General features: G+C 64.9%; 25 protein-coding genes and 1 tRNA gene. 17 read left to right on the top strand and 9 right to left on the bottom strand.

Going from position 1 to position 26092, the window contains the following annotated elements:
- Window positions 1-2 precede the first annotated feature (2 nt).
- Window positions 3-76, top strand: a tRNA-Ile gene (locus NS354_RS05710).
- Between the two features lie 74 nt (window positions 77-150).
- Here the strand turns inward: NS354_RS05710 and NS354_RS05705 are convergent.
- Together NS354_RS05705 and NS354_RS05700 are read right to left on the bottom strand one after the other, a co-directional pair.
- On the bottom strand, window positions 151-837 hold the full coding sequence (locus tag NS354_RS05705; protein WP_058593622.1) for a hypothetical protein: 687 nt from the start codon (window positions 835-837) through the stop codon (window positions 151-153).
- Window positions 838-1005: 168 nt separating this feature from the next.
- Window positions 1006-1557, bottom strand: coding sequence for a thermonuclease family protein (locus tag NS354_RS05700; RefSeq protein WP_058593621.1), 552 nt, complete (start codon window positions 1555-1557; stop codon window positions 1006-1008).
- Window positions 1558-2113: 556 nt separating this feature from the next.
- Between NS354_RS05700 and NS354_RS05695 the strand changes: the two genes are divergently transcribed.
- On the top strand, window positions 2114-2386 hold the full coding sequence (locus tag NS354_RS05695) for a hypothetical protein (protein ID WP_241490364.1): 273 nt from the start codon (window positions 2114-2116) through the stop codon (window positions 2384-2386).
- Between the two features lie 566 nt (window positions 2387-2952).
- Here NS354_RS05695 and NS354_RS05690 read toward each other — a convergent pair.
- Complete coding sequence (locus NS354_RS05690) at window positions 2953-4425, bottom strand: MFS transporter (protein WP_058593619.1); 1473 nt, start codon at window positions 4423-4425, stop codon at window positions 2953-2955.
- 101 nt (window positions 4426-4526) lie between these two features.
- Between NS354_RS05690 and NS354_RS05685 the strand changes: the two genes are divergently transcribed.
- Together NS354_RS05685 and NS354_RS13935 are read left to right on the top strand one after the other, a co-directional pair.
- The gene (locus tag NS354_RS05685) at window positions 4527-5006 is read left to right on the top strand and encodes a MarR family winged helix-turn-helix transcriptional regulator (RefSeq protein WP_058593618.1); all 480 of its coding nucleotides are present in this window, start codon (window positions 4527-4529) and stop codon (window positions 5004-5006) included.
- 46 nt (window positions 5007-5052) lie between these two features.
- Window positions 5053-5469 carry a MarR family transcriptional regulator gene (locus tag NS354_RS13935; RefSeq protein ID WP_082677924.1) on the top strand — a complete coding sequence of 139 codons (417 nt, stop codon included), beginning with the start codon at window positions 5053-5055 and terminating at the stop codon, window positions 5467-5469.
- Window positions 5470-5518: 49 nt separating this feature from the next.
- Here the strand turns inward: NS354_RS13935 and NS354_RS05680 are convergent, their stop codons facing one another.
- Entirely contained in the window at window positions 5519-6499 is a 981-nt protein-coding gene (locus NS354_RS05680; RefSeq protein ID WP_241490363.1) for a quinone oxidoreductase family protein, read from the bottom strand.
- Between the two features lie 93 nt (window positions 6500-6592).
- On the opposite strand from NS354_RS05680, the gene NS354_RS05675 reads away from it, so the two are divergent.
- The 4 genes from NS354_RS05675 to NS354_RS05660 all read left to right on the top strand — a co-directional run bounded on the left by NS354_RS05675 (window position 6593) and on the right by NS354_RS05660 (window position 10590).
- A complete protein-coding gene (locus NS354_RS05675) occupies window positions 6593-7216 on the top strand; it encodes a TetR/AcrR family transcriptional regulator (RefSeq protein ID WP_058593617.1) in 624 nt (207 codons plus the stop codon).
- Between the two features lies 1 nt (window position 7217).
- Window positions 7218-8231: a nitroreductase family protein gene (locus NS354_RS13110; protein WP_082677923.1), complete on the top strand. Its 1014-nt coding sequence runs from the start codon at window positions 7218-7220 to the stop codon at window positions 8229-8231.
- Window positions 8232-8885: 654 nt separating this feature from the next.
- Window positions 8886-9323, top strand: a complete 438-nt coding sequence (locus NS354_RS05665; RefSeq protein WP_058593616.1) for a LexA family protein — start codon at window positions 8886-8888, stop codon at window positions 9321-9323.
- A complete protein-coding gene (locus tag NS354_RS05660; protein WP_241490362.1) occupies window positions 9307-10590 on the top strand; it encodes a Y-family DNA polymerase in 1284 nt (427 codons plus the stop codon). The genes NS354_RS05665 and NS354_RS05660 overlap by 17 nt, the downstream gene beginning before the upstream one ends.
- Window positions 10591-10846: 256 nt before the next feature.
- Here NS354_RS05660 and NS354_RS05655 read toward each other — a convergent pair whose 3' ends face one another.
- Genes NS354_RS05655 through NS354_RS13335 form a run of 3 tightly spaced genes read right to left on the bottom strand, consistent with a single transcriptional unit; the run spans window position 10847 to window position 12779 of the window.
- Window positions 10847-11497 carry a DUF6226 family protein gene (locus NS354_RS05655; protein ID WP_058593614.1) on the bottom strand — a complete coding sequence of 217 codons (651 nt, stop codon included), beginning with the start codon at window positions 11495-11497 and terminating at the stop codon, window positions 10847-10849.
- A 42-nt stretch (window positions 11498-11539) separates the two neighbouring features.
- Window positions 11540-11857: a transposase gene (locus NS354_RS05650; protein ID WP_082677922.1), complete on the bottom strand. Its 318-nt coding sequence runs from the start codon at window positions 11855-11857 to the stop codon at window positions 11540-11542.
- Complete coding sequence (locus NS354_RS13335) at window positions 11841-12779, bottom strand: tyrosine-type recombinase/integrase (RefSeq protein WP_153002121.1); 939 nt, start codon at window positions 12777-12779, stop codon at window positions 11841-11843. The genes NS354_RS05650 and NS354_RS13335 overlap by 17 nt, the downstream gene beginning before the upstream one ends.
- A 656-nt stretch (window positions 12780-13435) precedes the next feature.
- Here NS354_RS13335 and NS354_RS13330 point away from each other — a divergent pair.
- Entirely contained in the window at window positions 13436-13657 is a 222-nt protein-coding gene (locus tag NS354_RS13330; protein WP_153002120.1) for a hypothetical protein, read from the top strand.
- Here the strand turns inward: NS354_RS13330 and NS354_RS05640 are convergent.
- On the bottom strand, window positions 13626-14282 hold the full coding sequence (locus NS354_RS05640) for a VanZ family protein (RefSeq protein ID WP_241490361.1): 657 nt from the start codon (window positions 14280-14282) through the stop codon (window positions 13626-13628). The genes NS354_RS13330 and NS354_RS05640 overlap by 32 nt on opposite strands.
- A 130-nt stretch (window positions 14283-14412) precedes the next feature.
- Complete coding sequence (locus NS354_RS05635) at window positions 14413-14727, bottom strand: hypothetical protein (RefSeq protein WP_241490358.1); 315 nt, start codon at window positions 14725-14727, stop codon at window positions 14413-14415.
- Window positions 14728-15345: 618 nt separating this feature from the next.
- Here NS354_RS05635 and NS354_RS05630 point away from each other — a divergent pair.
- The 8 genes from NS354_RS05630 to NS354_RS05595 all read left to right on the top strand — a co-directional run bounded on the left by NS354_RS05630 (window position 15346) and on the right by NS354_RS05595 (window position 25960).
- Window positions 15346-19002: a phosphodiester glycosidase family protein gene (locus tag NS354_RS05630; RefSeq protein ID WP_058593611.1), complete on the top strand. Its 3657-nt coding sequence runs from the start codon at window positions 15346-15348 to the stop codon at window positions 19000-19002.
- A gap of 210 nt (window positions 19003-19212) precedes the next feature.
- Window positions 19213-20112: a serine hydrolase domain-containing protein gene (locus tag NS354_RS05625; RefSeq protein ID WP_082677920.1), complete on the top strand. Its 900-nt coding sequence runs from the start codon at window positions 19213-19215 to the stop codon at window positions 20110-20112.
- A gap of 55 nt (window positions 20113-20167) precedes the next feature.
- A complete protein-coding gene (locus NS354_RS05620; RefSeq protein WP_058593609.1) occupies window positions 20168-20875 on the top strand; it encodes a helix-turn-helix domain-containing protein in 708 nt (235 codons plus the stop codon).
- A gap of 191 nt (window positions 20876-21066) precedes the next feature.
- Window positions 21067-22317 carry a styrene monooxygenase/indole monooxygenase family protein gene (locus NS354_RS05615; RefSeq protein ID WP_058593608.1) on the top strand — a complete coding sequence of 417 codons (1251 nt, stop codon included), beginning with the start codon at window positions 21067-21069 and terminating at the stop codon, window positions 22315-22317.
- Window positions 22318-22329: 12 nt separating this feature from the next.
- The gene (locus tag NS354_RS05610; RefSeq protein WP_058593607.1) at window positions 22330-22650 is read left to right on the top strand and encodes an EthD family reductase; all 321 of its coding nucleotides are present in this window, start codon (window positions 22330-22332) and stop codon (window positions 22648-22650) included.
- Complete coding sequence (locus NS354_RS05605; protein ID WP_058593606.1) at window positions 22647-23147, top strand: flavin reductase; 501 nt, start codon at window positions 22647-22649, stop codon at window positions 23145-23147. The genes NS354_RS05610 and NS354_RS05605 overlap by 4 nt, the downstream gene beginning before the upstream one ends.
- A 1-nt stretch (window position 23148) precedes the next feature.
- Window positions 23149-24159, top strand: a complete 1011-nt coding sequence (locus tag NS354_RS05600) for an AraC family transcriptional regulator (protein ID WP_058593605.1) — start codon at window positions 23149-23151, stop codon at window positions 24157-24159.
- 169 nt (window positions 24160-24328) lie between these two features.
- Window positions 24329-25960 carry an FAD-binding oxidoreductase gene (locus tag NS354_RS05595; protein WP_058593604.1) on the top strand — a complete coding sequence of 544 codons (1632 nt, stop codon included), beginning with the start codon at window positions 24329-24331 and terminating at the stop codon, window positions 25958-25960.
- Window positions 25961-26092 lie beyond the last annotated feature (132 nt).

Here is a 26092-nt window from a genome sequence, read left to right as displayed (position 1 = left end):
CAGGGGCGTTAGCTCAGTCGGTTAGAGCACTGGACTCATAATCCATCGGTCGCGGGTTCAAGTCCCGCACGCCCTACTGCATCGGCTCCCACTGCACCTGCGGTGGGAGCCTGTTGCGCTTCCTCGAGGTGAACCGGGCGACGGTCGTCGTCAGCCGCGCCGACGACATGACCCGCAGCATCGGCGATGCCGCAGTAGGCGTGGAAGGGTGGCAGCAGCTTGTTCTTGCGCCGTCGATGCTGGCACGGAGGATCTCCGCCGGAAAGCGCAGCTGGCCTGCACTCTAGAACGGGAGATGATCAGCTTGTATCGTTCTCCGATCTTCGCGGGCTCGTAGTTGCGGGTCCCCTCGGATTCCCATGAGCCGTTCTGCGAGCGTCGGGCGACGTCGACGTCCCACGAGTTGGGAACGCGGTCGATGTCTGAAGAGTCGGTGCCGATGTACTGCTCGGTGATGGCGAAGCGGTGCCCTCCGGCGTTGTTCTCGATGACGAAATAGCCGGGTGTGAACGCGTCGGGGTCGCCGTCGTAGCACCAGACGGCTTCGTCATGCCGTGCGGTGATAGTGCGCAGCGCCTGATCGAGCTGCATCATCGCGGCTTCGCGCTCAAGGCGTTGGCTGCTGGTTTCGAAGGCGAGCTGGACGTCCTGGTGCTCGTCGACGCGGAGGATGTAGCCGGCCTCGGTCTTCTGCATCCATCCGGTGAAGACCGTCTCACCGAACTCGTCGGTGAAATTGACCTTGCCGCAATCGTCGGAGTCGGTGCCGGCGTCGGCCGGCCATGGTTTCGGCTCGAGACGCCCTCCGGTGTCGTAGGGATTCAGTTTCGCGGGCATCTGCGTCTCCTCGGTGGTGGTACTCCCCCGTTCGTGATCCGCTTTCGGGATCTCGGGGCTCTCCGCAGAGACACAGGGCTCAGCGCACCTTTCCGTTCCAGGTCCGCCTCGAGCGGTTCAGCACAGCTTGCAACGTTCACATGCCATATCCGCGGGCGCCGCGACGCCTCAGTTCGCGGGGTCGCAGGCTCCCCACAGCCCGGCGCCGGCAGCGCGCGCGGCGCTTTCCGCGTCGCGGAATTCTGCCTGCCCTGTGTACGGCTTGGAGTAGGTGTATTCGTAGCCGGCGCCTTGCTGCAGGAGCTGCTCGGCCACGTTCCCGGTGTCGGTGTACAGGTGGCGGAGCAGCCGCCCGTACCGGTCCACGTCACCCTGGGACGGGTCGCTGACGAGCTCGACGTCCTTCCCGTCGAGGAGGTCGACGAGTGCGGTGCGGGCTTCTTGTGCCCAGCACTCGTCTGGGGTCTTGCCTCGCCCGATCTCGGGGGTGTCGATCCCGATGACCCGGACTCGGTTCACGGTGCCGGCGGCGTCGACGGCCTTGATCGTGTCTCCGTCGACCACGGCCGTCACCTGCTGCGTCGTCGAGTCTCCGGGCCGCTCCGAACTCGGGGCGGCGGGGTCGATGTCGATGTTCTGTGCGGCGATGATGGCGGCGATCGCCGCGGCTGCGAGCGTGACGGCGAGCTTGGTGATGCGGTGGGCAGTGCGCTTGTTCATGCTTCCTCGATGGAGAGTCGCCCCCGACGGGGCGTAAGTGACGGTTCGATGAGTTGATGAGGTCGGCACTCGTGGTGCCTCCTCGCACCTAGACGCGGTGAGGCGCGCTGTTCCGGGTGTATATCACGATGATGCCTCGTTCCTGCTCTCCCGGTTTCGAACTATGCGCAAGGCATACCAGCAACGGCTTCGAGCTGCCGGCTTCACCACAACTTCGGGAACACGTTAGGCCGATCCACCGTCACCCAGCCATCCAAAAGGGCGCTCTGCGCCCGCGGCCAGAATGCCCGCGCAGCGGGCAGGCTGGCCCGACCGGAAGCCGCTCAGCATCTCCCCGCCCGCTCCACCGCTGAACGATCCAGTCGCGCCTGCCGCACGACGCGCCGCGGCACGCCGCGGCGTCGGGGTCGAGCGTGTTACCTCCTACTACGAGCCGAGCGACGAGCTGCGATACGCTCACGAGAGGGGTGTGTGAGCCAGTTCGAGATGAGAGAGCACCCTGATGGGTCACTTGATTTACGACGGAAGATCGTACGAGTTCGAGGATCGCCCGCTCGTGCATTTGCAGATCGTCATCCAGCAGGAGCTCGCGAAGCAGGAGCACTTCTTCTTCACGTGGCACCCGAACGGCCTACGCGATAACGAGATGACGATCTGGGTATCGCCACACGTTCATCTCGCATTCCGCTACACCGGGAGCCACCAGCCGAAGCCCAACAAGGCGTGGCTCATCGCGCTGAACGCAATCTCGTACTCCCGCCGGGGTCTGATCGCGATTAGTGAAGAAGATGCGGTCCGGTATCTTCGCGAGAACCCAGGTCTGAAGTAGCTCGAGCCGCGGCCTGCAGTCGCCTCATCGTTCTCAATCGATGGTTTCGGTCGCCGCTGTGGCACTCGCCTTGCGGCCCTCGCGATGACCGCAGATTCCCGCGGCGCATTCATTGAACTGATATTCAGCCTCTGCAGGAAGCGAGCGAGGGCGAGGCGTCACGCGCTTCAGAGTTTGCTCGAACATCTCGTGACGGCCACGGATGAGGCTCTTCGCGAAGGCATCAGCCTCTTCACTCCTTCGACCTACACTGCCTCATCCGCGACAGCAGTCCGAATCCGCGCGTTTCCCTACTGCACTCTTGTTGACGCCCGTAAGCTGAGCGACTTCGCGATCTTTGAGGTCTGCATTTGCTGAGAAACGAACAGACTGCAATGATCGCGGTGTCGCGTCAGGCACCCCGAGAAGCAGCGAGTAGGAACTGAGCTGAGATCGGGATCACCCGTGTGGTCGTAACCATACTTGCAACTTATGCAGGCTCAACACGGGACGCGATCAGAGGTCGGAGGCGTTTCCAACGGAGCCCTTTCTGCAGTTGCTTGCCCCAGTGAGTGCGATCGAGGCCGCTAGCGAGAGGGAACCGGGTGTTCGACGGCGGTGCTCTTCACGGGAGACGAGACGGGATCGCCTTCTCCATTTTCGATCATCCGCTTCACGGGGATGCTCGCAGCAAGGACGGCGGCTACGATCGTGATTCCTGCGCCGACAATGAGAACGGTGCGGAAACCTGCCTCGCTCGGAACGAGTGATTGCCCCAAGGGAGTACTCATTTGCGCGAGGATTACGCCGACAACGGCGGCGCCGATTGTGGTGCCGAGTGAACGCATCAAAGTATTGAAGCCATTAGCTGCCGCCGTCTCGCTGCGAGGGACCGCCCCCATGATCAGCGCGGGCATCGCGCCATAAGCGAGTGCAACGCCGCTGTTCACTACGATACCTACGAGCATGACACCCCACGTGGCGCTCATACCCAAAAGCCCGACACCGTACCCGACAGCAATGATCAGCGCTCCAGTCACCAGCGTGAACTTTGGGCCGCGAGCATCGGTGATGCGCCCGCCGACCGGGGAGAGAAGCATCATCATGACACCGGCCGGGGCCATCCAGAGCCCAGCGGCAAGCACCGTTTGACCAAGCCCGTATCCGGTTTGCGCAGGGAGCTGCAATACCTGCGGGAGCACGAGCATGCTCGCGTACATTCCGAAACCGATGAAGATCGATGCGATGTTGGTGAGGAGCACCTGCGGCCTCACCACCGTGCGAAGATCAACAAGGGGGTCGTCCCGCTTCGTCTCCCAGAAGCCCCACAGCACGAACGACACTGCCGCGAGAGCAAACAGTCCGATCGTTTCGAAGGATCCCCATCCCCATTGCGCACCCTTCGAGATTGAGAGGATAAAGGAGACAAGACCAATGGCGAGCCCTATCGCTCCCACGAAGTCGAACTTCTGACCGGCTGCGCCAGCTCGCCCCTGGGGCACGACGAGCGCGATGACGATGGCTGCCACGACAGTGACACCGGCCCCTCCCCAGAACAGGGCCCTCCAGCTGGCGAACTGAATCACGGCCGCTGCGAGGGGAAGTCCGATGGCGCCACCAATGCCCATCGTCGCACTCACTGTGGCAATCGCAGAGGAGAGCTTCTCCCGGGGCACCGCATCCCGCAGCAGGGCGATTCCTAGCGGCGCCATGCCCATCCCGAGCCCTTGGAGCGCTCGTCCGGCGATCATGAACTCAACGTTCGGCGCCAAGGCGCATAGGACGCCTCCGAGGACGAGCGGAACGGTCGAAAGTAAGATCATGCGCTTCTTGCCGAAGATATCGCCGAGCCGCCCAGCGATTGGAACCGCCACGGCAGCCGCGAGAAGGGTTGCCGTCACGATCCACGCGGTGTTAGCTGGCGAGGTCGCAAAGATTGCGGGGAGTTGTGCGACGAGCGGAGTGATCATCGTTTGCGTAACTGACGCGGCAATGCCGGCGAACGCGAGCGTGGCAACGAGCGCTCCGGAGCTCGGCGAACGCATTTGGGAAGGTGACATGGTTCCTCAGACTCTCGTTATGCAGAATGCATATGCATCGTACATATGCATAATACACATCTGCTGGTAGTATTGGAGCGCCAGTAAGGACGGAGTGTGCAATGTCGCGACGTGTTGCCGATATCGAGTACGAGCAGATGCTGTTGAGCCGCTACACCACGGCTCAGCATCGTCTCGAAGGAGATCTCGAGCGGAGCGCATATCTACTGCTCAGCCGCCTCGAGCATCAGGGCCCTATGACTATCGCCCAACTGCGCGATGCTTTTCTCTTGGACACCTCCACGGTGCAGCGTCAGACCGCCGCTGCTATGCGTGAAGGCCTTCTTGAGCGCATCCCCGATCCCGATGGCGGTCAAGCGAAGAAGTTTGAGATCACGGCACGTGGTACCGAGCGCTTAACCAAGGTACGGCAGCGCTTTGTGGCAACGCTCGATCGCGCTCTAGAAGCGTGGAGCGACGCAGACGTCGCGCACTTTGCGGACCTTCTCCGCCGTTTCAATCTCGATATCGAGCGTTACGGGGAATCCCGGGGTGGGACGACAACATCGTGGCCGCGCACCGCCGCGCCGCTCGCGGACTGACGTTGTGCCACGAAGGGGGATTCGCGAGGAGACCTGTCCGCGGGATATGGCCCTTCAGGATCTCGAAGTGGCGCTCACACGCCTGATTTCGACTTCCAGAAGATATCTTGCGGAGCGCGCGGCAAGCGTTCTCGAGGGCATGCGTCCAAGCGAGCTTGCAGTACTCGTCACGGTTTCCAGTGTCTCGCCAGCTTCCGTGACCCACATTGCAGCCACGCTCGAAATCGACCGTGCTGCATCGAGTCGAGTGTTGCGAAAGTTGCATGCAGCGGAACTCGTCGAGCGCGCTCCTTCACTCGCGGATAAGCGCTCAGTTCTCGTGAGGGTGTCACCACTGGGGCGTTCGCGATTGGCGCAGGCGCGGAACCTTGCCACGGCGCGGCTTCGAAATTTGTTGAGCGATCACACCACCGAAGATCTGAATATCCACCTTCAAATGATGCGATCGCTCACTCGAGCCTGAACATGACCCTGACAGTAACCGAACGTATTGTGGTCACTCCAGGTTGTGATCAGTGAATCAGCAGCGCTTTCCCCTGAGTTTCACGCGCCTCGAGTGCACGGAATGCATCGCTCACTTCCGCCACGGGGTACCGGTTTCCGATGGACACCTTCACGCGCCCTTCTCTGATCCAATCGAACATGTCAGCGGCCCGTCTATTCAGCTCTTCTGATGTACGAATGTGGTGCATCACTGTGGGACGGGTGAGGAACAGTGATCCGCCGCTGTTCAATCGGTTCACCTCGAGGGGGTCGACGGGACCGCTGGCGTTTCCGATCAGTGCCAGCGTGCCGCGAACGCGAAGGGCCCGGAGGCTGTCGTCGAACGTGGTCTTGCCGACGCCGTCGTATACGACCGAGGCCCCGATGCCTTCAGTGACTTCTCGAGTGCGTGCAGCGAAATGGTCATAGTCAAATACGAAGTCGGCCCCATGAGCGGTCGCGGTTGCGGCTTTTTCGGGAGTCGACGTGGTGCCAATCACGCGCGCACCTTTGAGTTTCGCGATCTGTGTGACAAGCTGTCCGACTCCGCCCGCGGCCGCGTGCACGACGACCACATCACCCTCAGAGACAGGGAACGTATCGGTGGTCAGATAATGTGCAGTCACGCCTTGCATGAGAGCAGCGGCAGCGGTCTCATCGTCGATGTCGTCCGGAATCGGCACGAGCTTTTCGGTGTCCACGATCGCATACTCAGAGAAGCTCCCCTGCCCACCCGCAAGCCATCCAACGCGCTGACCTACCTCGAACCCGGTCTCATCATCACCGAGAGCCGCAATTTCTCCGACTCCTTCCACGCCTGCACGAAACGGCACCGAAACCGGCGTCGCACCGCGCCGTTGGGCCACATCCAGGAAGTTCACCCCGGACACCTTGAGCCGAACGAGAACTTCTCCCGGCTGTGGAGACGGCACTGGCGATTCCTCGGCGCAGAGCACCTCCGGTCCTCCGAACTCGGTTACGGTGATCGTTTTCATCGTGTCAGCCATCATCGCCCTTTCTTCCATCTCCGCCCACTAGCCGCGGACCCGTTCTCCGTGAGTAACGACTATACAGGTCTGTTTACTTCATGCTAGAAAGAGACCATGACAGGAGCGCACGACTCAGTGGGTGCATTGACGCCGGCTTCAGAGAGAATTCTCGATACGGCATCTCGGCTGTTCTATGCCCACGGGATACATGCGGTAGGCGTGGACCGCATCGCCGAAGAGTCGGGCGTCACGAAAAAGACGCTCTACGATCGCTTCGGCTCCAAAGAGAAGCTCGCGCTCACGTACCTTCGGCGCAGAGAAGACCAGTGGAGAAACGCGCTCGACAGACTCCTGTCACTGCGGCCAGAACACAGCATCGAACGAGTTCTTGCCGTCTTTGACGCGGCGGACCTGTGGTACACGGGCCGGTCCACGAAGGGATGCAGCGCGGTGAACGCACGGGCCGAGGCCGGCCCAGACGCGACCGCGCAACCCATACCGATCGAGGTCACCGCACAGAAAACCTGGATGCTCGAACGGTTTCAGGAGCTTTGCGCAGAAGCAGGGTTCGACCAACCGGACGTTTTAGCTCGGCACTTGCTACTCATCCTGGAAGGCGCACTCGTAACCCTTGGCACGCAGTCGTTCGACGAACCCATGCGCGTCGCTCGAGCAGCTGCTGCCACCATCCTCGACGCCGCGCTCCCCCATCTACAAACCCCGAAAGGCGAGGTCTAACGTGACATCAACAACCGAGCTCTTGGATCTCACCGCAGCGCGTTTGGCGTACACGCCCAAAGCCGATCGCGAAGAGGTTCAACGGAACTACGCCTACGACCTCGAACGATTCATCACGCATTCCAGTACGACCTCGATCAACCCCGACCCGGAAGCGTTGGAATCGGTGCTCGCCTCGGTGGCCCACGCGTTGGAGAAGGGTCTCGCGGTCGAAGAAACCCGCGCGGGGTTTGGCGCCGGCAGGCTCCCGCTGACAATGCAAGCCGTGCGGGAACTTGAATCGACCGGGCACGCAAGCAGCATCACCGCAGGTGCGCGCGCGTGCCTGCGCCAATACGTCGAGTATCACGACAACCTCGGTTTGACACTTCCCGAAGGATCCGAAGCCGAATTGCGCGCCTTCGTCGCAGATTCCCCGAGATCGGCCGCGACCGGGGGGTCGATCACTCTCACCAAGAGAGAGGTCGAAAACGCAACGAATTTCGACTACGACGAGTTCATCAACACCCGCTACAGCATCCGGCATTACACCGGCGCTGCGGTGTCACCGAGCGATGTCGAACTTGCAGTTTCTCGAGCATTGAAGACCCCACGAGTATGCAATCGCGAGACGCGCCGCGTGTACGCTGCCTATGATTCTGATCTCAGAGACCACCTACTCTCCTTCCACCACGGCAACCGAGGATTTGGGCACAAGCTCGGTGCGGTGCTGATCGTCACGTCGGACCTGCGCGGGTTCGACATGATCGGAGAACGCAATCAGCCCTGGATTGACGGCGGCCTCTTCGCGATGTCTCTGGCGTACGCTTTCCACGCTGCGGGCCTGGGTGCATGCATGATGAACTGGTCCGAAGACGCCGATCACGACCAGCGCTTGCGCGCAGAGTTCGACATTCCCGACAACGAAGTCATCATCACATTCCTCGGCGTCGGTCATTTGCCAGAGGTCTTTGAGGTCGCGGCTTCCCCAAGACCTGCTGTTAACGACGTCCTGCGCGAAGTCCAGCTGCGTTAGGCATCGCTATTGACGAGCCGACACAGGTGTGAAGACGAAGTAGCCCTAAAGCAAAGGTGCCCCCCCTGAGGTGGGGCACCTTTCGAGTTTGAGAACATGGTTGCTTCACCTTCAATCTGAGCTCGACGATCAGCAACGAGGTTCTCAACTGGCTCGGCAACACCGCGGGCTGTCTCGTCCCCACGACGCTAAACCTCGTCCGGATCAGCATCGCTGAGAACGAGCGCCTTACTCCTAATCCGCGCGACTGAGCGCGCGTCGCCGTTTTCGGCGATTGACGCTCGACCTCCCGGCGCAAATTGCGGGCACGGTCCGTAATCGCCTGATATGGAGATTCCCGACTTGGGATTACGGCAGCCTTTTCCCGTGCGAGCCTGTACCTTCGGTCATCAGCAACATTCTTCATCGCGCCCTCGTACTCTTCGAGAGCATCTTCGGGAGCAGCGGGATCGGCGTCATGCGATAAGTCGAGCAGCACGGGCCGGAACGACGGCTCGACGCGAAAATTGGTCACAGCTCAGCTACGATCAGCCACCCCCTCAGGTTCGAGCTTAGGTCGAAGTTCCCTTCGACACGCCAACAGATTGGCGTACCGTCGCAAACGCAACGCATAATAGGCACTCGAACATATGTTCGATGACTGCGGGGGCGACTATGTGGGTGGAAGAGGTTCGGGCACTCGATCCTGCCGCGCCCGTCGGCGCCGTCCCCTTCGCGTACCTCGAGGCCGCGTGCGGCTTCCCCTCCCCCGCGCAGGACTACGAGACGACCGAGATCGACCTGAACGAGCACCTCATGCCAAACAGGGTCTCCACGTTCCTGATTCGTGCGCGCGGCAACAGCATGACCCGCGCAGGCATCTACGACGGTGACGAACTGATCGTGGACCGCTCGATCCGGCCCGAGGACGGGCACGTCGTCGTCGCCGTCGTCGACGGCGAGATGACCGTGAAACGGCTCCGCGTGACGCGCGCCGGCGTGATCCTCTCGGCCGAGAACCGCCAGCACCCAGACATCGAGGTCGCCGAGCTGTCGGAGCTGCACATCTGGGGCGTCGTCACGAGGAGCCTGCATCGTGTCCTCCGAGCGTAAGCGGATGATCGCGCTCGTGGACTGCGAGTCCTTCTACGCGAGCTGCGAGCGGGTCTTCGATCCCACCTTGTACGGCCGACCCGTGGTGGTCCTCTCGAACAACGATGGCTGCGTCGTGGCGATGTCGCGTGAGGCGAAGGCGCTGCAGGTCGAGATGGGCGCACCGTGGTTCAAGATCAAGGACTGGGCGGCCAGCGCCGGCGTCGTCGCCCGCTCGAGCAACTACGAGCTCTACGGCTCCCTGTCCGCGCGCGTGATGGAGATCATCGGCCGGTACTCGGCATGGCAGGAGGTGTACTCGATCGACGAGTCCTTCATCGGCCTGCACGGAACGGTCGACGAGCTCACCGCAATCGGGCATGAGATTCGCTCCGAGGTGCTCCGCTGTACCGGGATCCCTGTCCGAGTCGGCATCGCCTCATCGAAGACGCAGGCGAAGCTCGCCTCGCGGGGTGCGAAGGCCGACCTGTCGCTCGGCGGTGTCTGCCACCTAGGCTTCTACTCCCCCGACCGGCTGGATCGGATTCTCGCCGGCACCAGCACGACAGACCTGTGGGGCATCGCCGGGCGCACGGGAAAGCGCCTCGCGGGGATGAGCATCTTCACGGCGAAGGATCTCCGTGACGCGGATGCGAAGTGGATCCGCAAGAAGTTCTCCGTGGTGATGGAGCGCACCGTGTTTGAGCTGCGTGGCATCTCGTGCATCCCGCTCGAGGAGCAGCCGCCGCACAAGGACCAGCTCATCTTCTCCCGCTCGTTCTGCCAGCCGGTGTCGACCCGGGAGGGCATGCAGCAGGTGTTCTCGATCTACGCGCAGCGCGCGAGCACGCGACTTCGGGAGCACGGCCTGGTGGCAGGGGTGGTGTCCGCCTGGGCGTCGACGAGCAGGTTCCGCGAGGGCGAGTTCCACACCGCGCACGTCGCCGTCGGGATGCCGACGGAGACGGATGACCCGATCGGGATCGCGAAGGCCGCGTTCGCGGCGCTCCCCCGCGTTCGACCCGGCTCGGACTACGTGCGAGCCGGGGTGGTGCTGACCGGGTTACGGAAGAAGCAAAGCGTCGCCCCGCTCGCGCTGTTCGAGCCGGAGTACGAGGGGCGCCGGATCGGAGAGACGCTGGACGGCATCACGCAGAAGCTCGGCCCGCGCGCGATCGGCATCGGCCGTGGTGGCCTGCGGGGAGCTCCGGTGTGGACGATGAAGCGGGAGATGCTCTCGCGCCGCGCGACGACGCACTGGGAAGAGCTCTGCGAAGCGCGGGCGTAGAACCTCCCGCCGAATGGGACGGGTGATGCGATTCGGTTTCGGGGTGACCTACGGTGGCGTCATGTTCGTGTGCGTTGCGTGTGGGGATCCAGCGTTTCGCTACATCAACACGGTGCGGTGCCTCGATGATGACTGCAATATCGCGCGCACTCTCCGCGCGATTCCAGATGTTCTCCCCTGGGAGGAGTGGCGCGCAAGCAGATAGCGCTAGGAAGTCGTCCGATGGCACGCGCGGGTGGCCGCTAGGCCGTACTGGTCAAGAGACTGAGGCCGAACGCGGCCATGAACGCCACCCGTTGGGAAGGGCGCGCAGGATGGGTTTGGCGTCTTTGAGACGCTGGGCAGGAAGATCTTGAGAGCGGGACTTTCCGGAGCTCGCGCCGTCGGGATAGGTGAAGGCGTAGTCGACCCAGGGGCGAAGTCCGCGTTCAATCGTCTCTCGGTAGTTACCGCTGACGATCGCCAATACTTGCTGCTCGAGTTCATCGGCTTCGGCCTGCCAGCTCGAGTCGCATGCGTCGCAACCGCAGCCTGGGTAGTAGAAGTCGTGCAATAGGCCCGCGTGCATGTGGATCCCCGGATAGGCGGTGAAGACCATCGTCAAGGACGCGCACCTCGGATCATTGGGCCGAATCCGCACGGCGCGCACCACATCTTGAAGTTCAGCACGCAGCAGATCGGCCGCCGCCTCAACGCCTTCATCGACCTCGACGTCGTACGTCTCTCGGAGGTGCGCGATGAGGGCATCGGCGACAACGTGGATCGGCGCGAACCGCTCGGGATGCGTGTCGACCGAGTAGGTGTCCTCCGGAGGCGACCCGTGCCACCGATTTCCATAGTTGATTACGCCGCCGTCAGCATCGCGGAAGACCGGCGCGTTGATCAAGGGGCGGACGTAGGAACTCATTCCATCATCCTGCCTCATCCTTGCGGTCCGGCCGGCCCGTGCTCAGGCCGGACGGGACAGGTCCGTCTTCATCCATGTCAGTTTGGCGGCGAGGCTAACGGCGGCTCGGTAGTTGTGAGCGGTCTTGTCGGAGCGCGTCGCGATGCCGCGCCATTGCTTGAGCTTGTGAGAGCATCTCTCGACGACGTTTCGGCTCTTGTAGCGCTCCTTCTGCTGGTGACCGAAGTCGATCGGTCGGCCCGGCTTGTTTCGACGGTGAGCGATCTGGTCGTCGCGCTCAGGAATCGTTGCGGCGATTCCGCAGACGAAGGGCACGATGGCAACGCGCCACCACGCCAATCTCTCATCCGTCTTGGACAAGGCTCAGATGGTGCGCGAGGACTCTCATTGCTTGCTGGACGTCTGCATCGGTCACTGTGGCAGGCACGTTGGTATTGAGTAACGTCTGGCTCAAGCGACGCTCGATCACCTTGGTGCGCAGCGAGTTCGCCGTCACGATCGACGTCAGCTGTTCAGTGGACACCTCGGTGTATATCTGAGTGGTCGCAAGAGAGGCATGACCCAGGAGTTCTTGCACCCCTCGCAAATCGTGCGTTTCGCGGAGGCCGTGCGATGCCGCGCGATGCCGCAGGTTGTGCGTGCTCCACCCGGTCCCCAGGTGCTGCTTCAGCCACTTGTACACCGTCGCTGGATGAACATGGCCACCGAACCGACCGCGGAAGTAGTAGTCGTCGCACCCTTGCTCCGACTCCAGTTGCTCGAGGAGGCTCAGCGTGAGAGGGTCGAGCGGGACCAACCTTTCCTTCGAGCCTTTGCCGATCACACGGAGTGACATACCGTCCCTCTGGGCAGGGTGAGCAGCAGCAATCTCGCTTCGTCTGAGACCCTGGGTTGCGCCGAGGCACAGCATGGCTGCTTCGACCGTCGACGCTTTGTCGAACGCATCGAGTACGACGTCTTCGGGTGCTGGGCGCGGTAGGTACCGTGGCACTCGTACCGTTTCAAGCCCTCTACTCGGATTCTGAGCGATGAGCTTCCGTTTTCGTGCCCACTGGAAGAAGGATCGATACGAGGCGTATACCTTCTTCCGGTAGGCGGGCGACCACTCTGCCGAGTGCAAGTCGAGGTGCTGCTCGAGGACGGTCTTGGTGATGTCTTCCAACGGACCGGCGTGAGCATGCAACCGGCTGAGATCGCCGAGCCGTTGTTTCAAGGTTCCGGGCGATCGCCCGAGCCGAAGAAGATGGAGTCGGTATTCCGCCAGAAGCTCAGTACTGTTCACACGGGTGAAGCTTGTTCGCGACTTACCGCTGTGCTCGCGAAATCAATGAAATTACGTTGGAATCATCGCGAATTGGGTACCACTCGGTGTCATTTGCAGCATGAATTCCGTCGCGCTCAGCATTGAGCGGGAAGCGCACGATGTTGTCCCGAACGCGCAATCCATCGGTCGCGGGTTCAAGTCCCGCACGCCCTACTCCATCGGCTCCCACCGCACTTGCGGTGGGAGCCTGTTGCGTTTCCTGAGGTGGACTGCGAGACGTTCTGATGGGAACGTTGCGGCCTCGCGCTGACTGGTTCCGTGCCTGCGGCATCGGGCGTGCGAATGCGCAACTACGGCGCAGATGCACGGGAGTCGGTGTGCGGGGTGGAAGATGGGGTGTGGCCGTACCGAGCCTGCGGAGAGGGTTCTCACATGAACGGCGGTGCGGGCCTTTGGTTTTCAGAGAAAGGTACTGAACGAAGATGCCGACACGTAGCTCATCGCAGAACCCCCAGCGAGGCTCCCTCCGGCGCGTGCTTCGTCTCCTCGGCGCGGCTTCGGGCGCGATCCTGATCGTCGTCGGGGCGCGCTCTGGCGCATCACCTGATCTTCAGAGCACGTGCGGGCCCGGAACCTATGGGGGCCCATGCAGCGGTGCCACGATCCTCACCCTGGTGTGTCTCATCGCGGGGGCGTTTCTGTACGGGCAGTCAGGGTCGCGCCGGTGGATCTGGGTACCCGGGGCCGGTGCTGCAGGAGTGGTCATCCTCGCGGAGTATCAGGGCGTCCCGGTGAACCCCTTCTATCTCACCGTCGTGCTCATTCTCGCGCTCGTCGCGATCGCGACGAGTGTGATCAGCATCATCACGGGGCGGGTGGCGCGTTCCGCGAAGTAACGCGCTGCGTCGACTCCGCGGGATGCGTCTGGTGCTGGTTCTGAGAAGCCGGGATGGGAGTCGGGTCTGCAACGGTCCCCGTGGTCAACCGATCCTGCCGCGCCGGCCACCGAAAGCGGTCGACGAACGCGGCGCCCCTCGTCGAGCGGGTGAGGAGGGCGAACAATCCGAAGCCGATCATGCCGCCCAAGATGTTCGTCAACCAGTCGTTGACATCTGCAAGGTGACCGCCCAGCACAATACGGGCGGTGACCAACTGCGCCAGCTCGATAGCGAGGCTCGCGCCGGCGACGATCGCCAACACCTCCCACCACCTCGCACGCGCGGCCAGCAGAGGGATGAGCCCTCCGAGCGGAATGAACACTGCGATGTTGATGAGAGCGTCCTGGAACTCATAGTCCACGAACGGCACGAGGTAGAGAGGTATCGGCCGTGGTCCGTCATGAAACCCTGGTCCATCGCGGAGGAGGATCGGAAACACCGTGTTCGCGAGCACTCCCCCCGCATAGATCGCGAGAGCGGCGGCGACCGACGCCCGCGCGAGGGTGATGCGACCGCGAGAGCGGAGGACACGGAGCAGCACGAGGAACGTCACGATCCCCAGCGGAATCACGATCGGGAGCATGGGGACTTCGATGATCTTCATTCACCGCTTCCGGTGATCTGCCTGGTGGAGTCGAGCGCGCGATTCAGATGCTGCGGCAGCTCGGTAGCGCGCCGGAGCGATGCATCCGTGGCCGCCCGGTCGAGCGACGCTATTCCATTCCTTCGAGCAGCTTCGAGAGGTCGTTCGGCGTCGTGCCGGATGCCTTCGCGAGTTCGCCGAAGCGGGCATCGACGGTCGCCGTCTCAGCATCGCCCGCGTTGGTGAAGAGCGACAGGTACTCGGCGTCGCCCCCGGTCTCCTCGACCGACTGCACGCGGATGAGCCAACACGTCGCGTCGGGAGTGAAGCCCGCGTGGACTTCCCACGCGAGTGCGAGCGCACCGATGCAGACGGTATTGGCGTCGAGGAGCTCATTGACCGTAGCGTCCTCGTGCACCAGCGCCAATTCGAAGAGATCAGCCATGGTGTGCGTGGGCGAGATGCTCGCGCCGTTGGAGAGGAACCCGGTCGCTCCTGGCGCTGAAACGCGAGGCGTTCCCAGCGCAACCGGCCGTTCGATACCGCTGCGGGTCAGGCACCCGGAACTGCGGTGGCGCCGTGCCGAGCTAACCAAATCTTCGGGCGCCACCGCGCTTCGCGTCGCCGTGGAGGAGGTTCTCCGCCCGATCGGGATGACCGGTATGCATCACTCATGAGACGGTTGATCGCGCTACTCATGGGGTCTGGACGATGAGCTCCGGGTTCCCCGCCCTCTGGCATCAGGATCGGCACAAGCCGTGCATACGCTCTCGACAACCGGGCGATCACTCCGGCGCATGCCGGCCGAGACCCACGTTCCCGCGCTGTGCGTGATCGGACGATGCGCTGCCAGCGCCTCCGGCGATCCTCCCGTCCACCCGCGGGCAATCTTCGCGCTACTTTACTTCCCTACGCTGACCTGGGCGCCCGGCGGCCCGATACTTCGGATCGAGCTGCCGCACGCGCTTCCCACCTCAAGAAAGGTCTGCGGCAACTCGTGTCTTCATCTCGACGATCACCCCTGAGAACAGCGCTCGCAGCCGGGCTCGGTCTCGGCATCGCAGTGAGCGGCATCGCTCTCGTACCCCAGCACACCCTGACGGCGAGCTACGCGTCGCCCGACACCGGAGGCCTCGATCTCGGCGGCCGCGATTCGAGCCTGCTCCGCGCTGAGACGCGTCACCTCGCCCCGGGCCTGAAGGCGACGAGCTTCGACCGGTTGCAGAGCGAGGGGTGGGTGACGGGCGACGTGCTCGTCGCAGACCTCTCCACCCCGACGCTGTCGATGGACGTGCGCGACTCGGGCAGCCTGACGAAGCCTGCTCCCGTCACCGAGCACTCCCTCGGCGATCATGCCGTCGCCGCGGTCAACGGCTCGTTCTTCGACATCAACAACTCGGGTGTCGCACAGGGCACCAACGTCTCGTCGAGCGAGGGCGTGAAGACCACGAGCGCGTCGCCCGTCGAGAGCTTCACGATGAGCGAGGGCATCGCCGCCATCCAAGCGCTCACCTCGGCCGCCACCGTCGAGATCTCGGGTACAGCGCACCAGGTGAGCACCGTCAACAACATCGGAATTCCGCTTGACGGCATCGGGTACTTCACTCCGATGTGGGGCGAGTACCCGATGGCGCGCGCGATCGGCGGACCTGCGAACATCGATCCGGAGTTCCTTCGAGTGGAGGTCGCCGACGGAGTCGTGACACGCACCTCGGCCGACCTCGCTGAGATCACGGGGCCGACCGCAATCGCCGCGGGAACGGGCGTCGTGCTCGCGCGCGGATCGGCCGTCGCCCTCTTCGCAGACGTGAAGCCCGGCGATCGGATGCCCGTCACGGTCGCCGCGAGCGCCGACGTGGATCTCGCGATCAGCGGAAATCAGCGCCTCGTCGCCGATGGAGCGGTCGTCGGTGCGCCTACCCCGGGCGAGCCGCGCACCGCCGTCGGCGTGAGCGAAGACGGCAGCGAAGTCATCGTCGTCTCCCTCGACGGCCGACAGAGCCACTCGCGCGGCATGGCCCTCGACGAGCTCGGGGAATTCATGGTCGAACTCGGCGCGCACAACGCGGTCAACCTCGACGGCGGCGGATCCAGCACCCTGCTCATGCGGGAGCCGGGCACCAGCGAACTGAGCGTCGGCAATGCACCCTCCGACGGGCATCTGCGCAGCGTACCCAACAGCCTCGTGTTCTCGTCGACCGCGCCGGACGCCGGCGTCACCGACGTGAGCGTCGGCCCCGAGTCGAAGCTCGACGACGCCGACGCGGTGTTCCCCGGCTTCTCGCGCACCGTCTCGGGCATCGGCCTCGATGCGAACCGCGGAGCGCTCGCTACGACGGGCGAGTTCTCCGTGGCAGGAGGACACGCGACGTTGACTGCGATCGACGGAGACACCGCGAAGGTTACCGGAGCGACCCCGGGCACCGCACCCGTCACGTTCACCGCTGCCGGCAAGTCGGCGACGAGCGAGATGCGCGTGCTCGGCGAGCTCGACAGGCTCCGTGCCAGCCGAAGCGTCATCGCGCTGGTCGACCAGAACGGCAGCGAGACGGTGACGATCACGGGGCTCGACCGTGACGGTTTCGGAGCACCCATCGAGGCCGCAGATCTCACGGTTTCCGCGGGTGCGGATGTCGCTGTCGAATCGCTCGACGGCAACACCTTTACCATCACCCCGCGCACGGCATCCGGGGCGGCGACCGTGTCGTTCGCCGCCGGAGACCGCCGCGTCGACGTCGCGGTGACCATCGGCCTGGAGGAGACTCCGGTGTCGGACCTCGCGAACGGGAAGGACTGGACCTTCCGCTCGGACCGGGCGACCGGTGCCATCTCGGAGGCGACTGGACCGAACGGCGAGGCGGGACTGAAACTCACCTACGACTTCGCTTCGTCCACGGGCACGCGCGGCGCGTACGCGGTGGCACCCGAACCCATCGAGATCGCGGGGCAGCCGAAGGCGATCACGATGTGGATGCACGGAGACGGCAAGAGCACCTGGCCCCGCCTCCAGATGAAGACCGGCGCCGGCACGACGATCAACCTCGACGGCCCGCACACGAGCTGGACGGGCTGGCAGGAGATCACGTTCACGGTGCCCGTCGGAACCGCCTTCCCGCTGCAGCTCGAGCGGGTGCGCATGATGGAGACCTCGGCGGCGAAGCAGTACCAGGGCGAGACCAGCTTCGCCGGCATCCGCGCTGTCGTGGCGCCCGACGTGGCGCAGCCGCAGGCACCCGTCGTGCACGATCCGCTCGTCATCACGAACGGGACCGTCGATCAGCGCGCGCAACGCATCGCCGTGATGAGCGACGCGCAATTCGTCGCACGCAACCCCGAGGGGCCGAACGTGCAAGGGGCGCGGCAGACGCTGCGCGAGATCCTCGCCGCGAAGCCCGACATGTTCGTGATCACCGGCGACTTCGTCGACGAGGCCGCTCCCGAGGACCTTGCACTCGCGCGGAGAATTCTCGACGATGAGATCGGCGACCAGCTGCCGTGGGTCTACGTGCCGGGCAACCACGAGGTGATGGGCGGCCCCATCGAGAACTTCATCGCCGAGTTCGGGCCGACCAAGACGAAGCAGCAAGTGGGCGGCACGCTTCTCGTCACGCTGAACACTGCGAACGGCTCGTTCAACGGCTCCGACAAGCAGCAGATGCGCTTCCTCGAGGAGGCGCTCGCCCAGGCTGAGCAGGACTCGACGATCACGGGCGTGCTGGTGTTCGCGCACCATCCGGTCGACGATCCGAAGAGCAGCAAGGACAGCCAACTCTCCGACCGCATCGAAGCGCAGCGGTATCAGGACCGGCTCGCGGAGTTCCGCGCCGACACGGGCAAGTCGATCGCCTCGATCAACGGCCACGCCGGGGTATTCCACGCGACGAGCCATGAGGGCGTATCGACGTTCCTCAGCGGCAACAGCGGTAAGGGGCCGTCGGGCGCGCCCGATCAGGGCGGGTTCACCGGCTGGGCGATGCTCGGCATCAACCCGAACTCGGGTGTCGTCGGTCACAACCCGACGCCCGTGACGAGCCGCACGAACTGGCTCCGCACCGAGGTGAAGCCCCGCGTCGACGAGCTCACACTCGGCGCGACGGCAGCAGTTCCAGCAGCGATGACCGTCGGAGAGGCCGTCACCGTCGATGCCACCATTTCGCAGGACGGCGGGCGCATCGTGCCGGTGCAGTGGCCGATGAGCGCGGTCTGGGGAGGCGACGGAGTGATCGTCGACGACGGATCGGTCGAGACGGATCAGCGCGGCCGCGCCGTGAGCGCGAGCGCGAGCGAGGCAGCCGGTGAAAGCGTGGTCCGCTTCAACCCGTCGACTGGAGCGCTGACCGCCACCGGGGTCGGAGAGGCGACACTCACCGTGACCGTGAACGGGGTGGTGCGCGAGCACACCATCACCGTCGCCGACGACGCGACCAGCCCGATCGATCCGGGCGGCCCGGGCGACCCCAGCGCTCCGGCCGAGCCGGGCGTCCCCGGAGCACCGGGCGAACCGGCAGACGGCCCTGACGAGGGAGCAGATGACGGGACCGGGGCCGCCTCCGGTGCCGACGGCAGTGCAGCGGGTGCCGCCGGTACGGACTCCGCAGGAAGGCGCGAGCTCGCCGACACCGGCGCCTCCGACCTCCAGTGGCCGGTGACGATCGCGCTCATGGGCGCACTCTTCGCCGCCGGCAGTCTGCTCGTGCTGCGGCGTCGCCGCGCGTCCTGATCCGTCGGGCGCAGCTCGACCGACGTGTGCAGACGCTTGTCGCTGCGGGTGCCCGGAGGGTGGCACCCGCAGCGGGTCGAGCGGGTCGTTTCTCTCGTCCACGAGCAATGCGCGCCTGTGAGGCGAACCATCGGAGCGCGCCCGGGCACTGCGCGGATCGGCTCTTTCCTGGCGAGCACGGCCTCCGCCCGGGCCGATAGGCTCGCAGGCATGAGTTGGTTGGTATGTCGCAGGAGCACGGCGTACCGGGTCCGCGATCGCGGTGGGATCACGGTCGAGCGGATGGGGCCGCTGCACCTCGGTGCTCCGATGCTCGAGTGGGGATCGATCAGCAAGACCGTCACCGCTCGGATCACGGAGCGTCTTGCACATGCAGGCATCATCGACCTCTCGGACCCCGTGAGCGAGTACTTCCCGGAGACGCAGCTGCCGCGCACCGTCGATGTTCTCGCGTTGGCGACGCACACGTCCGGTCTGCCCCAAGCTCCTCGGAACATGGTCGCGACCCTGGGGGAAGCGCGAGACCCCTACGCGAAGTACACGAACGAGTACTTCGACGCGGAGGTGCTGCCGACGCTCGCGGAGCAGCTCGATGGCACCGCTGGGTCGTTCAGGTACTCCAACCTGGGATACGCGGTGCTGACCCGGTTGCTCGAGGTCGCTTCCGGCCGCGATTGGTGGGCCCTCGCCATGGATGAGGTGTTCGCACCACTCGGCATCTCCGGTGTATCGATCAGCCCCGACCCGAAGCGCGTGCCGCTGCTGCGCTCATGGACCGGCGGCATCCTCCGCCAGTGGACGGACACCGGTCCGTTCATCGGCGCGGGTGGAGTGCACGGCACCTTCGATGCGCTCGAACAGTACGCCACCGCGGTCGCTGCTCAGTCGAACGGCGCGAAGCCGTTCGGATGGATGGCCGATGACGCCCTCTGGTGGCACAACGGTCACAACCTCCATCACGGGGCGTTCATCGGCGTCTCCTACGACGGATCGCGGGTGATCACGGTGCATACCCTCGGCCACCGCAGCGGACGAGCCGACCGGATCGCCGCCAGACTGGAACGGAAGCTCCCTCTGCCCGGAAAGGACCCTGCACTGCGTAGACGATGAGACCACCGGCCCCGAATGGGCGCCGGCGTCGTACGTCTCTCGCTCCCCCGATAGCATGGCAAGCATCATGACCGAAGCGAAGAACCGCGCCGTGCGCTCGCAAACGCTCGAGCGAGGCCTCGATGCGCTGCAGATGCTCGCCGACGGTCAGAGGCGAACCAGTCAGCAACTCGCCGACGCCCTGGGCCTGCATCGCTCGGTGGTGTATCGCATTCTTCGCACGCTGGAGGACTACACCTTCGTCACTCGAGCGGCCGACGGGCGCTACACGCTCGGCACGGGAATCGCGGCGCTCGCAGAGGCGGGCGTGAGCAACTCCGAGTTGCGGATCGAAGAGGTGCTCGATGAGCTTGCCGAAGCCACCTCCGCAACCGCCATCTTCTCGGTTCCGCAGAAGGACCACGCCGTCGTGCTCGCGTCGATTCGACCGTCGCATCGTTCCGCCGCGGTTGCGATCCGGCGCAGCACTCGCTTCCTGCTGACGGACGGGGCACCGGGTATGGCGATCCTCGCGCGCGGCGAAGCGCGTGAGTACGAAGCCGACGAGATCGCACTCGCCCGGAGCATCGGCCACGTGCACACGAAGGGTTCTCCCTTCCCGGGCTTCGAAGCGGTCGCGAAACCGCTCGAGCTGCCGGACGGCCAACCGGCGAGCATCGCGGTGATCTTCCCCAATGGCGCGCACGAGGTCCGAGAGGTGATTCCGGCGCTGCAGCACGCAGCGCTCAGGGTCGAGCGCCCCGCCGACGTCTGGTCGCACTGACCCCCACCTGCTCTTCCGCTGGCCTGGCTGCACGCGCAACTATCCATTTTGCGAAGCCGATGCGTCCGTCTGTCACGCGCGCGTAACATTGAGCTCACATATCGAACTATTCGACAGACGTAGTTCGCATATCGAGCAGACGAACGCAATGACGCGGACGATTCGCGTCCTGATCGGAAAGTGAAACCGGCATGACCACCATCGGCATCATCGGAGCAGGGGTCGCAGGGCTGCATCTCGGTCTCCATCTCCTGCAGCAAGACCTGGACGTGACCATCTACACCAACCGCACCGCAGATCAGGTGCGCGACGGCAAGATCATGAACAGCGTGGCCCATATGAGCGCGACCATCGATATCGAGCGCGAACTCGGCATCGCGGACTGGCCCGGCACCGATGCGGAGTACTCGTACCACTACCACTACAACGGCTGGGGTGACGATCGCCGGTTCACCGGCAAGTTCGAGGAGCCGGCTCGCATCCTCGACTACCGCATCTATCTGCCCGAGCTCATGGCCGAGTTCGAGAGGCGCGGCGGCCTCCTCGAGATCCGCGACCTCTCGGTTGCGGAGATCGAACAGCTCACCGAGGTCCACGATCTCGTCGTCGTCTCGACGGGCAAGGGCGAGATCGGTGCACTCTTCCCCCGCCGAGAGGAGAAGTCCCCCTACACGAGCCCGCAGCGCAAGCTCGCAGTCGGGTTCTGGAAGGGCGTCGCACCTCGCGACCCCCGCGGTGTCGAGATCAGCGTGGCGCCACCAGCCGGCGAGCTGCTCGCCCTGCCGATGTGGTCGTTCTCCGGGCCGGTGCACGCGCTGCTCTTCGAAAGCGTGCCGGGCGGACCGCAGGAGGCGCTCACGGATCGGAGGTACGAGGAGGATCCGGCAGCCTATCGCGAGCTCACCCTGCAGATGCTGCGCGAGTTCCATCCCTCCGTCTCCGAACGGGTGAACGAGGCGGAGTTCGTACTGCAATCGGATGCTCGTGACATTCTCCAGGGAGCCGTCACCCCGGTGCTCCGCGAAGACTTCGTGCTTCTGCCGAACGGCAGATACCTGCTCGCCCTCGGCGACGTGCACATGACTGTCGACCCGGTGCAGGCGCAGGGGGCGAACTCCGCCACGTACTCTGCGAAAGTCGTGGCCGACGCGATCCGAGAGGATCGAGTGTTCGACGAGCGGTTCATGCGCAAGGTCGCACGCCGTCGCGCGGAACGGCTCGAGGCGTCGACCGACTGGGTGAACACCATCATCCAGCTGCCGCCGGCCCCGCAGATTCCGCACCTGTTCTCGGAGATGGTGCACAACCCGGAACTCGCGAATCGCTTCACCGAGAACTTCAACTACCCGATTCGACAGATCGACCTCCTCGGCACCCCGGACCGCGTCGCAGCGGCCGTCGAAGCCACGGCACCGGCGACTGCCGGCGCCTCCGACCAGTGAAGGATCCCGCACATGCATAAACTCGTCGTCCTCTACCCGCAGCCCGCCGACCCCGACGCATTCATCGACTACTACGTGTCCACGCACCTGCCGCTCGCGGCGAAGCTGCCGCGCCTGCAGGCGTGGCGGTACACGACGGATGTGCAGCCGGAACCCGACGGCTCGGCCCCCGCCTACTTCGCCGTCTTCGAAGCCGAGTTCGCGAGCGCTGCGGACTTCCGCGCAGCAATGGCGTCGCCCGAAGGCCGGGCCGTCGCGGCCGATGTGCCGAACTACGCCTCGGGCGGCGCCACCATCATCGACTATCCCGTCTCGGAAGGGAGCGCATCATGACCGATCTCGATCCTCGCCAGCTCGAGTTCCGCCAGGCGATGGCGAATCTCGCGGCAGCAGTGCACGTGGTCACCACGGACGGCCCGCACGGCCGTCTGGGCATCACGGTGAGCGCTGCATGCTCCGTCACCGATGCTCCGCCGACGATCCTGGTGTGCATCAACCGCGGAAGTTCCGCCCACGACGTCTTCGCCGCCAATGGACGTCTCGCGCTCAACGTGCTCGCGGGCGATCAGGAGGACCTGGCGCGGCACTTCTCGGGCCAGACGAAGGTGCCGATGGAGGATCGCTTCGCCTGGGACGTCTGGCAGGATCTCGGCGGCATTCCCACGCTGCGCGACGCGCGGGTGGCGCTCACCGGGCGCATCACCAGCACGCTCGAGCGGGGCACGCACAGCGTGTTCTTCGTCGAGATCGACGCGATCCGCTTCCGCTCCGACGCGCAGGCCCTCGTGTACGACAGCCGCGCCTTCCACGCGGTCGGAGCCGCGGCCTGACATGTCTCAGCAGCCGATCGAGCGGGTGGGCGTCGCCGCGCACGTCCACTCGCTCGGCGCCGCGCGCGAGCTCGGGGCGCTCCTGTATTACCCGCATCAGCTGACCATGCTGGCAGCCCCCCGTTCGGGCCCGGACTTCACGTTCACTGCTCACGCCGCCATGCTCGGCCCGGTGACGGCGGGTCTGCTGAGCTATTCCACGGGGATCAGGATCGACACGGCGCCCTACGAGACCGCCTTCCAGTGCAATGTACCGCTGCGCGGATCGCTGCGCACGTCGATAGGCGACCGACGCATTCAGGCGACACGCTCCCGAGCAGCGATATACACCCCCGATGTCGACACCGCGATCAGCGGATGGGAGCAGCCGTGCGTCATGCTCGCGGTGAAGCTCGACCGGCGGCTGGTCGAGCGACGGCTCGCTCAGGAGCTGGGCACCGAGGAGGCTGCCGCCTTCGCACCGGTGCTCGATGTCACGGCCGGTGCTGCGCGCTCGTGGATCGCATTCACCCGGGACCTCATCGCGCGCGCGCATCGCATGCCCGACATGGACGCCGGTCTTGCCGCGTTCCTCGCCGAACGCTGCGTCGACGGATTCGTCGCCGGAGTGCTCGGAGATGCCGACTCCGGAACGCCCGGCGCCGTGCGTGGCTCCGGCACCGGAGCCGGAACGGAGGGCACGACCGCCGCGAACTCGCTGATCGTCGAGCGAGCGCTCGAGGCGATCACCTACTCGAGCGGGCCGCCGCTCGCACTCGGCGCCATCGCCGAGTACGCGGGCGTCAGCGGCCGCAGCGTGCAGGCCGCGTTCCGCGACGTGCGCGGGGAGACGCCGATGCGCGCTCAGCGCACCGAGCGCCTGCACCGGGTGCGCCGCGAACTCCGGGACTCCGGTGCCGACGAACGTGTGAGCGCCGTGGCCCGGCGCCACGGCTTCGCGCACCTCGGACGCTTCTCGGCGCTCTACCAGCGCGAGTTCGGCGAGCTCCCCTCGGAGACGCGCGCGAAGTAGGCCGAGCACGCGCGAAGCAGGCCGAGCCCGCGCCGCGTGCTCGCGCACGGGCGGGAGGCGCGTATCCCGAAAACGAACCCGCGATCCGGCGCTTCGCGGATCTCCCTACGCTGGCTCGCACCGCCCCATGAATGGGCGCATGACACCGTACGAACGAAGGAGTTCACCCATGTCGACAGCCCGAACCGACGCATTCGGCGAGACGATCAGCCACCTGCCGCCCGGGGTCGGCGCCGAGCACTTCATCGCCGCGATCGACCGGATGCGCGAGGCGATCGGCGCCGAGAACGTGCACGTCGACGACGCGACCGTGCGGCAGTACGACGATCGCTTTCCGGTGACCGACGGAGACGAGTTCCGCGGCGGAGCGGTCGTGTGGCCCGGCAGCACCGCCGACGTTCAGGCGATCGTGCGCATCGCGAACGAGTTCCTCATTCCGCTGCACGCGTTCTCCACCGGACGCAATCTCGGGTACGGCGGGTCGTCCCCGATGGTGACCGGATCCGTGCTGCTGCATCTCGGCAAGCGCATGAACCGAGTACTCGAGATCAACGAGAAGCTCGCCTACGCGGTAGTGGAGCCGGGCGTCGACTACGCGACACTGCATCGAGCGGTGGAGGAGTCGGGTGCGCAGCTCATGATCGATCCCGCAGAGCTCGACTGGGGCAGCGTCATCGGAAACACGATGGATCACGGCGTCGGCTACACCCCCTACGGCGATCATGCGATGTGGCGATGCGGCATGGAGGTGGTGCTGCCCGATGGGGAGGTGCTGCGCACCGGCATGGGCGGCCTGCCCGAATCCGAAGCCTGGCATCTCTACGCGGGCGGGATCGGGCCCTCCGTCGAGGGACTCTTCGAGCAGTCGAACTACGGCATCTGCACGCGGATGGGCATGCAGCTCATGCCCAAGCCCGAATCGGCAGTGACCTTCGCCATCACCTTCCCGCGCGAGGAGGATCTCGCGGCGATCATGGAGATCACCCTGCCGCTCCGCATCGGCATGGCACCCATTCAATCCGTGCCGATCGTGCGCAACATCGTCTTCGACGCCGCGTGCGTCTCGCGTCGCGACGAGTGGCAGCAGGATCCCGGTCCGCTGACCGCCGAGGCCAAACAGCGCATGATCGATGCCCTCGACTCGGGGTACTGGATCCTGTACGGCACGTGCTACGGACCGCGCTGGCAGGTCGACCGCTATCTCGAGATCATCGAAGGCGCCTATTCGCAGATCGAGGGCGCACGGTTCGAGACGAATGAGACGCTTCCGCCGGCCTTCGGTGATCGGAGGGCCGACCTGTTGCACGCGCGTCATCTGCTGAACACCGGGGTGCCGAACCGTCATTCGGCGGCCGTATTCGACTGGTTCCCGAACGCCGGGCACTTCTTCTACGCCCCGGTCTCCGCGCCGAGCGGCCCGGACGCGGCGACGCAGTTCTCCGATACGCAGCGCATTTCAGATGCGTACGGCAAGGACTACCTCGCGCAGTTCATCATCGGGCTCCGCGAGATGCATCACATCTGCCTGCCGCTATACGACGTCACCGATCAGCGGAGTCGCGCGGAGACGCTGCAGATGACCCGTGAGCTCATCACTACCGGAGCGCAGGAGGGCTACGGAATCTATCGCACGCACAACGTCCTCGCCGAGCAGGTCGTCGAGACGTACCGCTTCAACGACCACATCCAGCGCGCCTTCGCGGAACGCATCAAGGATGCGCTCGACCCGAACGGCATTCTGAACCCGGGCAAGTCCGGGATCTGGCCGGAGCGCCTGCGCCCGAACCGCTCATCGCGGTAGGCGCGTCCGGCTGCTCGGTGCGGCTCGCCGGCTCCTGCCACCGCGCGAACCGGCCGTGTCATCGGCTGGGCCCGACCGCCGCGCCGCGCGGCGGTCGGGCCCAGCCGGCTGCTCATGCAAGACGCCGCGCCT

The sequence above is a fragment of the Leucobacter chromiiresistens genome (genome assembly GCF_001477055.1).
GTDB classification, from domain to species: domain Bacteria; phylum Actinomycetota; class Actinomycetes; order Actinomycetales; family Microbacteriaceae; genus Leucobacter; species Leucobacter chromiiresistens_A.
The sequence above is the reverse complement of the archived record's forward strand: the minus strand, read 5'-3'. Positions and strand labels throughout refer to the sequence as shown.

Excerpts from the sequence above, each read along its gene's own strand:
- NS354_RS05615 (WP_058593608.1), top strand. The coding sequence starts at position 21,067 with ATGACCACCATCGGCATCATCGGAGCAGGGGTCGCAGGGCTGCATCTC.
- NS354_RS05685 (WP_058593618.1), top strand. The coding sequence starts at position 4,527 with ATGTCGCGACGTGTTGCCGATATCGAGTACGAGCAGATGCTGTTGAGC.
- NS354_RS05600 (WP_058593605.1), top strand. The coding sequence starts at position 23,149 with ATGTCTCAGCAGCCGATCGAGCGGGTGGGCGTCGCCGCGCACGTCCAC.
- NS354_RS05700 (WP_058593621.1), bottom strand. The coding sequence starts at position 1,557 with ATGAACAAGCGCACTGCCCACCGCATCACCAAGCTCGCCGTCACGCTC.
- NS354_RS05635 (WP_241490358.1), bottom strand. The coding sequence starts at position 14,727 with ATGGCTGATCTCTTCGAATTGGCGCTGGTGCACGAGGACGCTACGGTC.
- NS354_RS05610 (WP_058593607.1), top strand. The coding sequence starts at position 22,330 with ATGCATAAACTCGTCGTCCTCTACCCGCAGCCCGCCGACCCCGACGCA.
- NS354_RS05680 (WP_241490363.1), bottom strand. The coding sequence starts at position 6,499 with ATGATGGCTGACACGATGAAAACGATCACCGTAACCGAGTTCGGAGGA.
- NS354_RS05665 (WP_058593616.1), top strand. The coding sequence starts at position 8,886 with ATGTGGGTGGAAGAGGTTCGGGCACTCGATCCTGCCGCGCCCGTCGGC.
- NS354_RS05625 (WP_082677920.1), top strand. The coding sequence starts at position 19,213 with ATGAGTTGGTTGGTATGTCGCAGGAGCACGGCGTACCGGGTCCGCGAT.
- NS354_RS05690 (WP_058593619.1), bottom strand. The coding sequence starts at position 4,425 with ATGTCACCTTCCCAAATGCGTTCGCCGAGCTCCGGAGCGCTCGTTGCC.
- NS354_RS05605 (WP_058593606.1), top strand. The coding sequence starts at position 22,647 with ATGACCGATCTCGATCCTCGCCAGCTCGAGTTCCGCCAGGCGATGGCG.
- NS354_RS05655 (WP_058593614.1), bottom strand. The coding sequence starts at position 11,497 with ATGAGTTCCTACGTCCGCCCCTTGATCAACGCGCCGGTCTTCCGCGAT.
- NS354_RS05640 (WP_241490361.1), bottom strand. The coding sequence starts at position 14,282 with ATGCTCCCGATCGTGATTCCGCTGGGGATCGTGACGTTCCTCGTGCTG.
- NS354_RS05595 (WP_058593604.1), top strand. The coding sequence starts at position 24,329 with ATGTCGACAGCCCGAACCGACGCATTCGGCGAGACGATCAGCCACCTG.
- NS354_RS05620 (WP_058593609.1), top strand. The coding sequence starts at position 20,168 with ATGGCAAGCATCATGACCGAAGCGAAGAACCGCGCCGTGCGCTCGCAA.
- NS354_RS13935 (WP_082677924.1), top strand. The coding sequence starts at position 5,053 with ATGGCCCTTCAGGATCTCGAAGTGGCGCTCACACGCCTGATTTCGACT.
- NS354_RS05705 (WP_058593622.1), bottom strand. The coding sequence starts at position 837 with ATGCCCGCGAAACTGAATCCCTACGACACCGGAGGGCGTCTCGAGCCG.
- NS354_RS05675 (WP_058593617.1), top strand. The coding sequence starts at position 6,593 with ATGACAGGAGCGCACGACTCAGTGGGTGCATTGACGCCGGCTTCAGAG.